General features: G+C 38.3%; 12 protein-coding genes. 6 read left to right on the top strand and 6 right to left on the bottom strand.

Going from position 1 to position 15702, the window contains the following annotated elements; translation table 11 throughout:
• The 4 genes from bcsB to bcsR all read right to left on the bottom strand — a co-directional run.
• Nucleotides 1–1465: cellulose biosynthesis cyclic di-GMP-binding regulatory protein BcsB (gene bcsB / locus ACYUCW_RS14440; RefSeq protein ID WP_460408866.1), on the bottom strand; the 1465-nt coding region annotated here is incomplete at its 3' end.
• 66 nt (nt 1466–1531) lie between these two features.
• Nucleotides 1532–4129 (bottom strand): UDP-forming cellulose synthase catalytic subunit, encoded by a 2598-nt coding sequence (bcsA, locus tag ACYUCW_RS14445; RefSeq protein ID WP_049201783.1) that lies wholly within the window; start codon nt 4127–4129, stop codon nt 1532–1534.
• A 5-nt stretch (nt 4130–4134) separates the two neighbouring features.
• Nucleotides 4135–4866 (bottom strand): cellulose synthase operon protein YhjQ/BcsQ, encoded by a 732-nt coding sequence (locus ACYUCW_RS14450; RefSeq protein WP_017627923.1) that lies wholly within the window; start codon nt 4864–4866, stop codon nt 4135–4137.
• Between the two features lie 8 nt (nt 4867–4874).
• The gene (gene bcsR, locus ACYUCW_RS14455; protein ID WP_012368241.1) at nt 4875–5066 is read right to left on the bottom strand and encodes a BcsR/BcsP family cellulose biosynthesis protein; all 192 of its coding nucleotides are present in this window, start codon (nt 5064–5066) and stop codon (nt 4875–4877) included.
• A gap of 822 nt (nt 5067–5888) precedes the next feature.
• On the opposite strand from bcsR, the gene bcsG reads away from it, so the two are divergent.
• A complete protein-coding gene (gene bcsG / locus ACYUCW_RS14460; protein WP_163748227.1) occupies nt 5889–7598 on the top strand; it encodes a cellulose biosynthesis protein BcsG in 1710 nt (569 codons plus the stop codon).
• A gap of 159 nt (nt 7599–7757) precedes the next feature.
• On the opposite strand, the gene metK is transcribed toward bcsG, so the two are convergent.
• The gene (gene metK / locus ACYUCW_RS14465; protein ID WP_004244148.1) at nt 7758–8912 is read right to left on the bottom strand and encodes a methionine adenosyltransferase; all 1155 of its coding nucleotides are present in this window, start codon (nt 8910–8912) and stop codon (nt 7758–7760) included.
• Nucleotides 8913–9603: 691 nt separating this feature from the next.
• Between metK and speA the strand changes: the two genes are divergently transcribed.
• The 5 genes from speA to ACYUCW_RS14490 all read left to right on the top strand — a co-directional run bounded on the left by speA (nt 9604) and on the right by ACYUCW_RS14490 (nt 14496).
• Nucleotides 9604–11511, top strand: coding sequence for a biosynthetic arginine decarboxylase (speA, locus tag ACYUCW_RS14470; protein ID WP_046334668.1), 1908 nt, complete (start codon nt 9604–9606; stop codon nt 11509–11511).
• Nucleotides 11512–11609: 98 nt separating this feature from the next.
• Nucleotides 11610–12530, top strand: a complete 921-nt coding sequence (speB, locus tag ACYUCW_RS14475; protein WP_060558239.1) for an agmatinase — start codon at nt 11610–11612, stop codon at nt 12528–12530.
• 330 nt (nt 12531–12860) lie between these two features.
• Nucleotides 12861–13640, top strand: a complete 780-nt coding sequence (locus tag ACYUCW_RS14480) for an acetoin reductase (protein ID WP_004244145.1) — start codon at nt 12861–12863, stop codon at nt 13638–13640.
• Between the two features lie 180 nt (nt 13641–13820).
• A complete protein-coding gene (locus ACYUCW_RS14485; protein ID WP_004244144.1) occupies nt 13821–14162 on the top strand; it encodes a type II toxin-antitoxin system RelE/ParE family toxin in 342 nt (113 codons plus the stop codon).
• Nucleotides 14152–14496, top strand: a complete 345-nt coding sequence (locus tag ACYUCW_RS14490; RefSeq protein WP_004244143.1) for a helix-turn-helix domain-containing transcriptional regulator — start codon at nt 14152–14154, stop codon at nt 14494–14496. Before ACYUCW_RS14485 ends, ACYUCW_RS14490 begins: the two co-directional genes overlap by 11 nt.
• 78 nt (nt 14497–14574) lie before the next feature.
• Here ACYUCW_RS14490 and mutH read toward each other — a convergent pair whose 3' ends face one another.
• Nucleotides 14575–15252 (bottom strand): DNA mismatch repair endonuclease MutH, encoded by a 678-nt coding sequence (gene mutH, locus ACYUCW_RS14495; RefSeq protein ID WP_460408870.1) that lies wholly within the window; start codon nt 15250–15252, stop codon nt 14575–14577.
• Nucleotides 15253–15702 lie beyond the last annotated feature (450 nt).

Here is a 15702-nt window from a genome sequence, read left to right on the forward strand (position 1 = left end):
CTGGGTGATAAGTAATACATTGATCAACGGAGCCTCCTGGGATCGGATTTGTATAGTCAAAAGAGAAACGGATCTGATTACGTTCACCTAATTTTACCGCGGGGATATTGAGGAGATTTTTGTTTTCGATCCAACCTTGAATTAACGGTAGATAAGCCACAATAAAGTTCTCTTTTTTATCTCTCTCTAAAGGGTAGGCTTTGATAAAGTGATCGTTGACTGAAATCGACATACGAGAATCATCTTGAAATGCCGGAGCGGTATAACGATAACGCAATTGCATCTGTAGTCCTGTATTATTAAACATAAATAAATCAGGAGGTAAGGTCATATTGAGTGTGATGGGAGCAGGCTCTAGTCCACGAGATTGCAACTGACCTTGATAATCTTGCAAGGTATTAAAGTAGATTGGTTTATTTAATTGTACCCACTTAGGTGCATCATAAGGCTCACGTGGTGCCAATAGATTGACATCATTAATGGTGACGGTATCCCCTCTAAAAATAACTTGTCCCCGGGCAATACCATTGACGGCGGTAATTAAGTCATTGTCATCGCGACCCATTACTAACAGCAGTTTTACATAAGGATCCGTTGGGTGTGAGACTAATTCAATGGTGGGAGCATTGACATTGGCATGTGTATTAAGAAAGTTGGGGCGTTGTTTATTAGTGGCAAATACAATGCTGTGTTGATTGGGCAACTGATTGTAATACACAGGGTAGTGTTGCTGGCGCCAATCGACTTGTGTACCAAACCAAGAAGCGAGTATTCCCGCCGCTTTTTGTTGGGTAAGATTAGGGGATTGGCTAAACACCATAGGTAAGGTAAAAGTACCAAAATCGCGACTATCAAAGAAAGGCTCGGGGAAATTGGCTAATTCGTTACTCAATTTCAATGATTGATAGGTGAGATGCAGTTGGCTATTTTTGCTGATATCAAGCCATAAGGTGGTATTGGCTTGGTTTTCACAAATTTCTCGGTAATGGCCGATAAAAGTAAATTTTAAATGATTAAAATCTTGAATAAACCGTGGATCGAGCGGTAATGTAATGTGGTTTTTATGGCCGAGTTCTTCTTTTTTCAGGGGGATCACGCCCATGATCTCATCATTTAAATAGATATTAAGATGTGATTCTATAGGCAGTAATGAAGGCGAGGGGGTAAACTCTAGATCTAATATTGCCTGTGAAACATATTCATCACTACGAACACCAAATTCTAGATAACCATCAGGGCTAGCGCCTTGTAATTTTAGAGCTCCATAAGTAGGTGCTGTTGTTGCAAATAGTCGTGTTTCTTGGCGAGATGGGATTATCTGATCCGGTGATGTTAAAGTGATTTTCTCTTCTTCAACCGTTATGAAAGGTTGTTCCGTTATAACCGCTGGCACTTCTTTTTCGTCATCACTATAAGCTAAACCGGAAAGCATAAGTAAGGCGAATAGTAGAAAATATTTTTTCATTATTATTACCCATAGATCTTATTGTTCATTAATAAATTCCCAAAAAGCTGAGTTTTACCGTTAAGATTAATGAAATATTTGTGAAACATTGACACGTCGTGGAAGTAGCGATAATAGCCACAATAAACACTGCCCTAATAAACGAAATAAGAGGTAAACAAGATACGGGGCGCGTTTAAGTAAGGTGTTATAGCCACGCATACTGATATAAATGATATTTCTTAAACTATTCAGTGGATTATCGGCAGGGAGAGCGTGTTGCCAATTAGCCCAAGTGTCGGCTCGTTCAAAAGTACAGGCGGTAAAATCAATGGATTTTTGTGTATCCATATTAAGCAGTTGTAAGCCAATAATGCGATTATCAATCCGTAAAATACGTGCTTCAAAAGCATATTCACGTTGATTTTGTTTGAGAATAACGGTGATCTCTTGGTGACAAGATAAGGGAACTGTAAAATTATCTGGTAATACAATGGCACAGCCATTATCAGAGAAGTCATTGAGCTGACAAGAATAAAGCGAACCGTCTTGGAGTAATAGTATTGCGGGCACTTTTAGACGTACCCGTGGGAACTGTCGCTCTTGCTTTGCTTCTACAGAAACAGCAATGGCAACACCTAGTAATACTAAGTTATAGCATACCCAAACTAAGCACATGAGTACGGCTAACCTTTCATCGGGATCGCCTGTTGCGATACGCCAGAAAGCAAATAGAATTCCTAGCAAATTAAGATTAAGAAACAGAATATAGGGGCGATTAATTTGCCAATCGACAAAACTTTTCTTCATAATTGCCCCTTTCTCTGTGACATTAAATTTACCTTTATAAGGTGAGAATAGGGTGCTTAATACGGGACGAGTGGTGTACCAAGCTAAAATCGTTTCATAAATCTCTCCCCAAAATGAGTGGCGATAAGGACCTTGTAATTTGGTCGCGGCTAACCAAATGTGTAATAAATAAGGCACGACATACAAAGCGATAGCGATGGCGGGTGCGTAAATAATATAGGCATGAAAGATAAGGAACGTTAGTGGTGCTAATAAGAAGATCATCCTTGGTATGCCTGATAAAAAGTGCAACATGGCATTGAGGTAACAAAAGCGCTGTGGCAGTGTCAGCCCTTTGCCAAAGAGCGGGTTATCTAAACGAAATATTTGTATCATTCCTTTTGCCCAACGTATGCGTTGGCCAATATGTGCTGAAAGTGATCCTGTTGCTAATCCTGCGGCAAGAGGGATACGAATATAAGCAGAAGTCCAACCATGACGATGTAAGCGTAATGAGGTATGTGCGTCTTCGGTCACAGTTTCAACTGCCAGCCCGCCAATTTCATCTAAAGCACAACGACGTAATACAGCACAGGAGCCGCAGAAAAAAGCTGCATTCCAAGTATCATTACCATCTTGCACTAATCCATAAAAAAGCGTGCCTTCATTCGGTGTTTCGCGGAAATTGCCTAAATTACGTTCAAAGGGATCAGGAGAGAAAAAGTGGTGTGGTGTTTGTACCAATGCCATTTTTTCGTCTTTTAGAAACCAGCCCATAGTAAATTGTAAGAATGAGCGTGTCGGAATATGGTCACAGTCAAAAATAGCCACATATTCTCCGCAGGCTTTGCTCAATGCATGGTTGATATTACCGGCTTTGGCAAAATCATGTTTTTCACGAGTGATATACCGAATACCAATTTCTTTAGCAAAAGCCGCAAACTCAGGGCGAGAGCCATCATCTAATAAATAGATAGTTAATTTATCTTTAGGCCAATCAATGTTTAAACAGGCATAAAGTGTTGGTTTTACAACTTGTAGCGCTTCGTTATATGTGGGAATAAAAATATCGACAGTAGGCCATTGTGTTGTATCTTGAGGCATTGAAATAGGTTGTCGATGGAGTGGCCAAATACATTGCATAAAACTAAGAAATAACACAATCCATGCATAGGTTTCAGCCAGTAATAGTAAGATCCCAAAGAAAAGGCTCAGATTATCCACCCAGTAGAGTGTGTATTGATAGCGCCACCAAATATATCGGCAAGCAATAGTCAGCGATAAAATAATAATGGTAATAGAAGACAGTCGGCCAGGGATATCGCGGATAGCTAAGGCTATCAGCCAAATCACGAGAACAAAAACAAATTGTAGTTTTAAATCAAAAGGTTGAGTAATACTTAATAAGATAATAAAAATGGCAAAAACAGCAACGAGCGATAATAGAGCGTATTGCCATAGTGGCGTGTTTGTTTTCTTATGATGGATCATATCTCGCGCAACAGGAGATAAGCGAGCAAAGAGATTTTGATAATACTGTCTAATATAGACAATAAATTGAATCGGTTTTTTCACCAAGGTGAGCATCAAGTAATGGCAAATAAGCCAAATACTTTGTAATAAGTATCGGATCGGATCGCATAATTTAGGGCGACGCGGATTAATATGAGGAAATAGTTGTTGTTGTTTTTGTGCTATTTTCTGCCAAAAAGGGGATTCCATACGCAAAAAGAGCCACATTAATACCCAGAAAAGCTCATTCACGATAGCCGCACTGAATGAAGCCCCATTATGACGATAAAATTTGTAATAACGGGTTAAGATATGCGACTGCATAGTAGCCTGTTGCCTTATCGAGCGGGACGCTTTTTTCTCTGGATAATCGATGGTTGACATTGTGGCTATCCTTTTTTGCTTAACAATAAAGGCAAACACCATTGTAGAAGTTGATTAATTTCTTCAACTAACATGCAATTAGCGCGGTAATCATATAAAGGTAAGCGTGAAGCACAGGCTTCTAATAATGCTTCATCGCGATGAAGTTTTATTGGGCAGAAAGGAAACTGACTGGTTTGCCAAAATTGATAAAAATCTTGATGGATTTGGCTAGTGGCACAAAATTGATTCACCAGAATATACTCATTGGCAGCAAAGGTATGTTGGTTAAGCCGAATATGACAGTTACTTTCAGGTGTGGTAACGGTTAATACGATATTGGCTTTCGCAACCCATGATTTAAAAAGGGTATCGTGCTCTGGTTGTAAATCGAGAAAAATTAAAGTGTCTGGGTATTGTTGAGTAAAAGCGGTAAAAAAATGCTGCAGATGTTGGTTGGCAGTGGCAGATGCTTGCAAATGCAATTTATCTTCTGAATTAACGACTCCAAAAGGTAAAATTTGATAACCGTTTTGATAATCACAAATCGCTTGTTCTATTGGGGTATGCGCGAGTAGTGCTTGTCCTAATGTGGTGACTTGTGATTTTTCTGGAAAATAGAAATGTAAGATATTATTCACACAGTTATCGATAACAATGACATTGTATTTATGGTGATGAAATTGGCGAGCCAGTGCAACGGTTATTGAGGTGGTTCCTACTCCACCTCTGAGCCCTTTTAATACGATTAGTGGCATAGTTTTTCTCATTTAGTTATTGAATTAAATGTGTTGAGTAATGGCCAACGATAAATAAGGCTATGTTGATTTTCTTCGTTATTAATATCTCTATAGTGATAGTTGTTTATTGAAAATAATTTCTTTAATTTATTTATATCTTGGTTTGTACTCTCTTTTTCTCTTTTTATCTCCGAGCGAATAATTTTTTTATTTTCCATTTTTTAACCCTCATATAAAAATAAATTCTTAATCTGTAATTTTATTTTTCTTAGCTAGAGAAGGGGTAAGTGTTAAATAAAATATTAATATTCTTAAGGATATGCCTTAAAAATAGTTATTTCAATTACGTATAAATACATAAATTAAATATACGAATTTAAACTCCATTGGGAATGAATAATAACCCTCTTTGACAATGATAATATTCTCAATAAATTCATTTAAATAATAACTAAACCATTGTTAGTCAAAAAAATGAAATGTAAGATAATTGTAAATTACCTATTTATAACAAATTCTAAGGTAGTCTTTTTTGGGTGATCAAAAAAGATTTGATTTTTATCAAGTAAAATACCATTAAATTAGTTAAATCATCTATTTATTCTTGTTTTCATTTTATTTTTTAGCTTTATGTTCTTGTGGTGTTTGTTTTGTAATGCTTATGTTAATTTAATTGATCTATTTGTGATTATTTTGTTTAGTTTCGGATATGGGAAAATAAGATAACTCTGTGTTGCTATTTATTTTTTAAAATAACAACACAAATATAAAATTTATGTCTATTATATAAATATAAAGTGGCGTTTTGTTTATTAATCAACTTAATTGTTTTTAAGTTGATTGCTTATATTTATTTGTCAGTAATTTATTTTTATGTACTCTTTCTTTTACATATAAGTAGTTTTACTAATTGATGGGGGAATATTCTATTAAGAGTTAACTTTATAGTTATTTATAAAAATAAGAAGTATAAAAAGGCAAATATGAATATTCATATCAATGTCGGATATTATATAGATACGAATAAGTAGGTAATTAAAATGAACAAGACTAAAACAACCCGGTTCAGTTTTTTACATTACTGGCATGGGTTGGGCGCCTGGAATTTTTATTTTTTGCTAAAGTTTGTTTTGCTTTGGTATGGTTATTTAAAATTTGATGCATTTAGCAATTTACTCTTTCTAGCATTTTTATTATTTCCATTACCGAAAACATTTTGGCATAAATTACGTAATTGGATAGCGATCCCTATAGGGGTTATGCTTTTCTACCACGACACTTGGCTACCTAGTTTTTCAACGGTATTAGAACAAGGAGGGCAGTTAAAAAATTTTTCATTCTCTTACCTCATTGAATTAGCTGTTAATTTTATTAACTTAAAGATGATCGGGGTGGCATTTATTTTACTGGTAGGGTATCTCTTTATTGAACAGTGGGTAAGAGTGTCGGTGTTTATTATCGCGGGTGTAGTGTGGCTTAATATTAGTGGTTTTACCCATTTTTCAGGCGCTATGGTTTCTGCTGTTTCTGCCAATAGCTTTACTCAGCAAACCAACACATCTATCGATCAGCCACAACCGCAAAATACAGAAATATTATCGACAGCGCAGACTAGAGCGCAAAATAATAACGTACTGAGTTCACCTTACCCGCCACAAAAACAGCCAGCTAATAACAAAGTGTTAGATGAATGGCTTGCTCAGTTTTATCGTTACGAAAATAAACGCAGCACACCCGCTCCCGCTCAGCTCTCTTCTTATGCACAACCCTTTGATATTTTAATTATTAATATTTGTTCACTCTCTACCGCTGATGCGGCAGCCGTCGGATTACAGCAACATCCTATTTGGGGTAACTTTGATGTGTTATTTAATCGCTTTAATAGTGTTGCTTCTTATAGTGGCCCCGCTTCATTACGTTTATTAAGAGCCAGTTGTGGCCAAACACAACACGCTGATTTGTATGATCCTGCCGATATGCAATGCTTATTGATGGATAATCTGGCTGCTTTAGGTTTTGAGAAGAAATTGGTGCTCGATCATAATGGCGAGTTTGGTCATTATCTTCAAGAAATTAGAGAGTTAGGTAATCTTAATGTGCCGTTGCAAGATCAAAGCGGACTCTCTCATCAAATTACCGCTTTTGATGGCTCTAAAATCTATAACGATAAAGAGACCTTAGAGCGTTGGTTAAAAGCACGAGAAAAATCAGATGAAAAACGGACGGTGACCTTTGTCAATTTAGTGTCACTTCATGATGGTAATAGGTTCGTTGGCGAAAATACAACGGCTGATTATGGCAAAAGAGCCTCAGCGCTACTTGATAACTTAAATGCTTTTATTAATACCCTTGATAAACGTGGCAGAAAAGTGATGGTGGTGATTGTTCCTGAACATGGAGCCGCATTACAAGGTGATACAACACAGATGTCTGGTTTGCGAGATATTCCAAGCCGAAGTATTACTACAGTTCCTGTCGGTATTCGTTTTACTGGACTTAAAAATCAACGTTTACCTCATACACCTATGATGATAGATAAACCAAGCAGTTATTTAGCGTTATCCGATTTTATTCTCCGTAATGTGAATGGCGATATCTTTAATCAACCCACCATTGATTGGAATGCGTTAACCCGTGAATTACCACAAACCGCGACGGTATCAGAAAATCAAAATACCATTGTGGTTGATTATCAAGGGAAATCTTATATCAAATTGAATGAAGGAGAGTGGATAGACTACCCTGATTGATTTGTTTATTTCATCATCACTCCCTGTTCTCTTGCTGACTTTGAGTTCCCCGTTAATATTGCGGGGTTTTTTATGGTTAACAAACAGATAAATTCAAGGAATAAAAAAACCACACCTAAAAGATGTGGTTTGATGAGTTAGCTATGAAACAAGGGAAATTTATTTTAAACCCGCAGCTTCACGTAAAATCTCAGCTTTATCTGTTGCTTCCCAAGGGAATTCAGCACGACCAAAATGACCGTATGCTGCTGTTTTTTGGTAGATCGGATGCAGTAAATCCAGCATTTGAATTAAGCCATAAGGGCGTAAATCAAAGAACTCACGTACTAATAAGATCAGTTGTGAGGTAGGGATTTTTTCAGTACCAAATGTTTCGACCATAATAGATGTTGGCTCTGCAACACCAATAGCGTAAGACACTTGAATTTCACAGCGATCTGCTAAGCCCGCAGCAACAATATTTTTTGCAACATAACGTGCAGCATAAGCCGCAGAACGGTCAACTTTGGAAGGATCTTTACCAGAGAATGCCCCACCGCCGTGGCGTGCCATACCACCATAAGTATCAACAATGATCTTACGACCTGTTAATCCACAGTCGCCCATTGGGCCACCGATAACAAAACGACCTGTTGGGTTAATGAAATATTTGGTTTGTTCATTTAACCATTCTGTTGGCAGAATAGGTTTAATGATCTCTTCCATTACCGCTTCATGTAAGTCTTTTTGTGAAATATCTTCAGCATGCTGAGTTGATAAAACCACGGCATCAATACCAACAATGTTGTTATTGTCGTATTGGAAAGTGATCTGACTTTTAGCATCTGGACGTAACCATGGTAGTGTGCCATTTTTACGTACTTGAGCTTGGCGCTGGACTAAGCGGTGAGCATAAGTAATAGGCGCTGGCATCAGAACGTCGGTTTCATTAGTGGCATAACCAAACATTAAGCCTTGGTCACCGGCACCTTGTTCAAGGGGATCTGCGCGGTCAACACCTTGGTTGATATCTGGGGATTGTTTACCAATCGCACTGATAACGGCGCAGGAATTAGCATCAAAGCCCATATCTGAACTGGTATAACCGATTTCACGTACTGTTTTACGTGTGATCTCTTCGATATCAACCCAAGCTTTGGTGGTAATTTCTCCGCCTACCATCACCATGCCTGTTTTAACGTAAGTTTCACAGGCAACACGTGCTTTTGGATCTTGTTCTAAAATTGCATCCAATACGGCATCAGAAATTTGATCCGCAATTTTGTCTGGATGACCTTCTGATACTGATTCAGAAGTAAAAAGGTGTGTAGTCATTATATCTCGTTACCTTAATACAGATGGTCTAAGGATGGATGTTTTAACATCTAGACGTCCATTTTAGGACTGTTTTCTCTTTAATTCCAGCTTTTTTTAATCAAATATAGGGATAAACTCGCATCCAATAGTTGATATCATTTTTTGTGTGACACAATTTTTCAAGTGAGCAAAAAGAAAAATAATAAAAAAAAGCGATTTATCTATTTTGTTTTTGCATTTTGATTCAACTACAGGTATAACCTCGCCGTTACTGTGAAAACTGAATCACAGTGTAAACCGCAGGATTGCTGATCCTGTTTCTCTGTTAGGGAAATGGCTTATAAGGTTAAGCCATGTGTGGAGTGAATGGGTAATGATCCATTGTCTACTGGTTATTCTTTTCAAAAACCAAAACAGTACTCGCCAATACTATACCCGTAGTATGTCTAGAGTGATTTCCTCTTTGAGCTCTTTTTCTTTAGAGCGAAGTTGTCTGTTACTTGCCAATAGGTGATTGTGTTAACTATTAGTCGGTTAACTTCATCGCTTTCTACTACTATATCCTGCGTTAGGCTGGATAATCATACAAAAATATATAGTGAGTCATTACTTCTAACTGTTATTTATCGGTCATTTCAGCTAGCCATGAAATTATTGACTACTATAGTGACAGGCAAGGTATAAACTCATACTCCCTAAGGAGAATGTCATGAATGATAACATCGCTCGTAAGATGCAACAGACTTATAACATCACATATTGGGGGGGGGGATACTACTGCGCGAATAATCGCGGCAATATTAGTGTTTGCCCAAATCCTGATGTGCCTGAAGCAACGCTGGATTTAACAGAATTAGTTAAGCAAGTACAAGAAGAGCATTCACATTTACGCCTTCCTGCGCTGTTTTGTTTTCCACAAATTTTACAGCACCGTTTGCGCTCAATTAATGCCGCTTTTCATCGTGCACGTGAGTCTTATGGCTACAAAGGGGATTACTTTTTAGTTTATCCAATTAAAGTCAATCAACAGCGTCGTGTGATTGAATCGCTGATTAATGCTGGAGAGCCATTAGGATTAGAAGCTGGCTCTAAAGCTGAATTAATGGCAGTGCTTGCTCATGCCAATATGACCAGTTCGGTGATTGTTTGTAATGGTTACAAAGATCGCGAATATATTCGTTTGGCCCTTACAGGGGAAAAGCTCGGTCATAAAGTGTTCTTGGTCATTGAAAAAATGTCTGAGATAAAAATGGTACTTGAAGAAGCCGAACGTTTAGAAGTGATCCCCCGCTTAGGGGTTCGTGCTCGCCTTGCTTCTCAAGGCTCAGGTAAATGGCAAGCCAGTGGGGGGGAAAAATCTAAATTCGGCCTAGCTGCAACACAAGTACTACAACTGATTGATACGCTACGCCAAGCTGGTCGTTTAGATAGTTTGCAGTTATTGCATTTTCACCTTGGATCACAGATGGCTAATATCCGTGATATTGCGACAGGTGTGCGTGAATCAGCCCGTTTTTATGTTGAGTTACATAAATTAGGGGTCAATATTCAGTATTTTGATGTTGGTGGTGGCTTGGGCGTTGATTATGAAGGTACGCGCTCACAATCTGATTGCTCTGTTAACTATGGCCTTAATGAATACGCTAATAACGTGATTTGGGCGATTGGTGATGCTTGTGATGAAAATGAATTACCTCATCCAACCGTTATTACAGAATCAGGTCGAGCATTAACTGCGCATCATACGGTGCTTATTTCCAATGTTATTGGTGTTGAACGTAACGAATTTACTGCAATCACGCCGCCGGACGAAGATGCACCAAGACCTATCGCAAGCCTTTGGGAAACATGGGAAGAGATGCAAACCAAAGGGAATAGCCGTTCATTGCGTGAATGGCTGCATGATAGCCAATTAGATTTACATGATGTCCATACTCAATATGTACACGGTATGTTAAGTCTGACAGAGCGTGCATGGGCGGAAGAGTTATATCTGAATATCTGTCGTCATATTCAATATGATTTAGATCCAAGTAATCGAGCCCATCGCCCGATTATTGATGAACTGCAAGAGCGTATGTCAGATAAGTTCTATGTCAACTTTTCACTGTTCCAGTCATTGCCTGATGCTTGGGGAATTGATCAATTATTCCCTGTATTGCCAATTGAAGGTTTAGATAAACCGCTCGATCGCCGTGCTGTATTGCTAGATATCACTTGTGATTCAGATGGTATTATCGATCATTATGTCGATGGTGATGGGGTCGAAACCACGATGCCAATGCCAGCTTATGATCCTGAATATCCACCAATGATTGGCTTCTTTATGGTGGGGGCGTATCAGGAAATCCTTGGAAATATGCATAACTTATTTGGTGATACAGCTGCTGTTGATGTTTATCTTGATGAGAAAGGCAATCTTACTTATCAGTTGAGTGAAGAGGGTGATACCGTTGCGGATATGCTTCAATATGTAAAACTTAATCCTGCGGTATTGTTGGAGCGCTTCCGTACTCAAGTGAAAAATGCACAGTTAGATAAAGCACTCCAAGAGCAGTTCCTAACTGAATTTGAAAGTGGCTTATACGGTTATACCTATCTGGAAGAAGAGGAGTAATGCTTACTTCCTAATGCAGAGTGGTGTTGATACATCACTCTTTATCTATCATATTGATTTATATGTTGCTTGTTAAAATAAGTAACAGAGGTAATGGCATGAAAAATTGTACGTTAGGTAATGAGACTGATAATTCTTTGATCTCAAATGCATTTGGTTTTTTACGTTTTCCACTGAATTTTCAACCTTATAGCAGTGATGCTGATTGGGTGATCACTGGGGTGCCTTTTGATATGGCAACTTCAGGTCGTGCAGGTACTCGCCATGGACCCGGCGCTATTCGCCAGATTTCGACTAACTTAGCATGGGAAGGACATCGCTGGCCTTGGCACTTCGATATGCGTGAACGCCTCAAAGTTGTTGATTGTGGTGATTTAGTATTTAACTTCGGTGATGCACAAGATATGAGTGATAAGCTACAAGCTCATACGGAAAAATTGCTAGCAGCAGGTAAAAGATGTTTAACCTTTGGTGGTGATCACTTTGTGACATTACCGCTATTACGTGCTCACGCTAAACACTTTGGCAAAATGGCTTTGGTGCATTTTGATGCTCATACCGATACTTATGCTAATGGCAGTAAGTTTGATCACGGTACGATGTTCTATCATGCTCCTAATGAAGGTTTGATTGATCCACAGCATTCAGTGCAAATTGGTATTCGTACCGAGCATGACACTAATAACGGCTTTACTGTCTTGGATGCTGCACAAGTTAATGATCGTGGGGTTGATGATTTAGTCGCGCAAATTAAAGAGATTGTGGGTTCACTTCCTGTTTATTTGACTTTTGATATTGATTGCCTTGATCCCGCATTTGCACCGGGTACAGGAACACCGGTTGTGGGTGGATTAACCACGGATAAGGCGCTGAAAATACTGCGTGCTCTACAGCCGTTAAATATTGTAGGCATGGACTTAGTTGAAGTATCGCCAGCGTATGACCAATCAGATATTACTGCCCTTGCCGGAGCAACCATTGCACTTGATATGCTATATCTGCAAGCGGCTAAAAAATAATTACTTTTTTTGTCATAAATAATGTCAAGGTAATATCTATTTAGATATTGCCTTATTTTTATCCATTAAATGAATGAGTTAAGCATTTTTTGCTAACTATAAAGCTAATGAGTAAAAAAGATCATCTGCTCTTTTGCAACAGATGATGGCTTTTTGGTAACCTGTTATTCTAAATGATAATTATTTTCACTATATTCTATTCTACTTATTGTGTTTATTAGTGAATGATCATTTCTTTGTCACATCGCACTTTAATTGCTACTGTTAAATTATTAATAAAGTTCTTTTTTGGAAGAGCTTTTTCATCTGTAAATATTCAGGAGAAAGACAATGGCTTTGAATGGTAAAGTAATTTTAGTTACAGGTGCTGCTCAGGGAATTGGTCGTGGTATCGCATTACGTCTTGCTAAAGAGGGTGCCGATATTGCTCTGGTTGACTTAAAAGCAGATAAATTATCCGATGTAGCAAAAGAAATTGAAGCTTTAGGGCGTAAAGTAACGACCTTTGCTGCAGATATTAGCAACCGTGATGAAGTCTTTGCGGCTGTTGAACATGCTGAAAAAACCTTAGGCGGTTTTGATGTTATGATCAATAACGCAGGTATTGCACAGGTGAAACCTCTTGCAGATGTGACCCCGGAAGATATGGATCGGATCTTCAAAATTAACGTTAATGGTGTGATGTGGGGTATTCAGGCCGCTTCTGAGAAATTTAAAGCATTAGGCCATAAAGGGAAGATTATTAATGCATCTTCTATTGCTGGGCACGATGGTTTTGCCATGTTAGGGGTTTATTCTGCCACTAAATTTGCAGTACGTGCATTAACACAAGCGGCAGCTAAAGAGTATGCGAGCGCAGGCATCACTGTTAATGCTTATTGCCCGGGCATTGTCGGCACCGATATGTGGGTTGAGATTGACGAGCGTTTTGCTGAAATTACTGGAGCACCAAAAGGTGAGACCTATAAAAAATATGTGGACGGTATTGCTCTAGGTCGTGCTCAAACTCCTGATGACGTAGCTGCGTTAGTTTCCTTCTTGGCAAGTGATGATTCCGACTATATTACGGGCCAAGCTATCTTAACCGATGGCGGTATTGTCTATCGTTAATTATTGATTACTTAATCATAATTGTTATTTGTGCCCCGAGTTATTCACTAAGATAACTCGGGGCATTTTTTTATGATATGTGTACGAAAAATATTTCCTCTTTGATTTTTGTCTGTTATAAGTTACATTTTTAGTGTGATTTATAAGCAACAATTAGGACTTTGGCAATAAGGAAAGCAAATGCCATATAAAATAGTGCGTTATCAGGACAGAAACCAAAAAGTACCCTATCGAGAGTGGATACAAAAGCTTAGGAAACGAGATCCTCAAGCGGCTGCTAAAATTGAAGTACAAGTAACTCGAGCATGTTATGGTAACTTCGCCGATCATAAATTTGTTCGTGATGGAGTCTGGGCTTTACGAATAAACTTCGGGCAGGGATATCGGGTTTATTATTCAATAGAAAATGAATTTATTATTCTTTTACTTGTTGGAGGGAATAAAAGTACTCAACAAGCAGATATTGATAAAGCAGTGAACTATCTTGAAGATTATCATGTAAGGATGAAAAATGACCAATAAAATAGATGTAGTAAAAAGAAAAACTGTTCCTGCATATCTTGACCATGATTTAGAGATGATAAATGAACTACGAGAAGATCCTGATTATGCTGAGGTGTATTTGCAAACGGCGTTAGAAGGTATTTATGAGCCTGGGGGAATAGGTGCATTTTTAATTGCATTACGGCAAATTATTGAGGCTCATGGTGGAGTGGGCGTGATTGCGAAAAAATCAGGATTATCTCGACAACATATTTATCGAGCATTATCTGAAAATGGTAATCCAACACTGACAACATTGACAGAAATCACCAGAGCAGTAGGCGTTCGATTAGCATCAACTCACTGTGTTTAATAATTTACCAGCAAAAAATACGATGTGCCCCGAGTTATTCACTAAGATAACTCGGGGCATTTTGTTTACTGTAACGCATTAAAGTTGGAAATAACGAGCAATCAGTGGCGCTGTAAAGTTCTTTTTTAAATAAAAACCACGGGGAAGTGTCATGATGCGTTGTCCATTTTCACCAATGGCTTCGGTTAATGCCTTACTGTTAGCAGCCTTAGGGCGAATTTGTAATACTTGTCCGTGACGCGCAGTAATGCTTTCTACTTTTCCTAAGACAATCATATCCATTAACTCTTCCCAATCGTGACGCAGTAGTTCTTCTTCAAGATGATTGGGGCTCCAAAGTAGCGGGGAAGCGACTCTACGCTGTGCTAATGGGATCTCCCGTTCTCCCTCTACAGGTACCCATAATACTTTTGACAGCTTGCGTTTTACATGGCTATTCTCCCATGTGATCCCACTGTTTCCTGTAAGTGCGGCAACACAAACAAAGGTCGTTTCTAATGGCATACCAAAACGGTCGATAGGGATGGTTTTTAGCTCAACACCGATATGAGAAAAATATTGTTCAGGTTTACTGCCGGCACTGGCACCTAAATAGTATTCCAATAGCATACCGACCCAACCTTTATCACGCTTTAAATTTTCAGGAATAGGAAGCTGTGCAAAAGCGGCGAGTTCACCGAAGGTATAACCAGCCAGCGCTTGTGCTCGTGCGAGTAAAACGGATTCATTTTCAGGTGCTGCTGGTGGCGTAAACATAAATAACTGTCTTCCTGTACAATAAATAAACAGAAAAAAAGGATGATGGAAAATGTTTTTTCACTGATTTAAGTTAAAACATAATAGCATGATATATCATCATTTTTTTATGTGAATCGAGGTTTTAATAATAAATGATATAAGTTGTTCAGGGTTATCCTTAGATCATAAACAGGCTTTTGCACTAGGTTATCCACAGCTTTGTGGGATAACTCCGCAAAAGTGAGATCACTGTTCTGATTTACAGCCTTGACTTTTGCCGATATTCCCCAAAATCTGCCTATTTCGATTAACTAATCGGCACAACCTGTGGATAAAACCGACTATGATTGTTTTTCGTACAATTTAACCATTGGACTTTATTCATTGGTTTATCCAATCGTTGAAATAGGGATAAAAACTTATCTACTAATTTGAATTATAAGTGATATTTTAAAAAATGTTTCAACA

This window comes from Proteus sp. MB838 (assembly GCF_054767435.1).

Excerpts from the sequence above, each read along its gene's own strand:
- bcsA (WP_049201783.1), bottom strand. The coding sequence starts at position 4,129 with ATGTCAACCATCGATTATCCAGAGAAAAAAGCGTCCCGCTCGATAAGG.
- ACYUCW_RS14450 (WP_017627923.1), bottom strand. The coding sequence starts at position 4,866 with ATGCCACTAATCGTATTAAAAGGGCTCAGAGGTGGAGTAGGAACCACC.
- bcsR (WP_012368241.1), bottom strand. The coding sequence starts at position 5,066 with ATGGAAAATAAAAAAATTATTCGCTCGGAGATAAAAAGAGAAAAAGAG.
- bcsG (WP_163748227.1), top strand. The coding sequence starts at position 5,889 with ATGAACAAGACTAAAACAACCCGGTTCAGTTTTTTACATTACTGGCAT.
- metK (WP_004244148.1), bottom strand. The coding sequence starts at position 8,912 with ATGACTACACACCTTTTTACTTCTGAATCAGTATCAGAAGGTCATCCA.
- speA (WP_046334668.1), top strand. The coding sequence starts at position 9,604 with ATGAATGATAACATCGCTCGTAAGATGCAACAGACTTATAACATCACA.
- speB (WP_060558239.1), top strand. The coding sequence starts at position 11,610 with ATGAAAAATTGTACGTTAGGTAATGAGACTGATAATTCTTTGATCTCA.
- ACYUCW_RS14480 (WP_004244145.1), top strand. The coding sequence starts at position 12,861 with ATGGCTTTGAATGGTAAAGTAATTTTAGTTACAGGTGCTGCTCAGGGA.
- ACYUCW_RS14485 (WP_004244144.1), top strand. The coding sequence starts at position 13,821 with ATGCCATATAAAATAGTGCGTTATCAGGACAGAAACCAAAAAGTACCC.
- ACYUCW_RS14490 (WP_004244143.1), top strand. The coding sequence starts at position 14,152 with ATGACCAATAAAATAGATGTAGTAAAAAGAAAAACTGTTCCTGCATAT.
- mutH (WP_460408870.1), bottom strand. The coding sequence starts at position 15,252 with ATGTTTACGCCACCAGCAGCACCTGAAAATGAATCCGTTTTACTCGCA.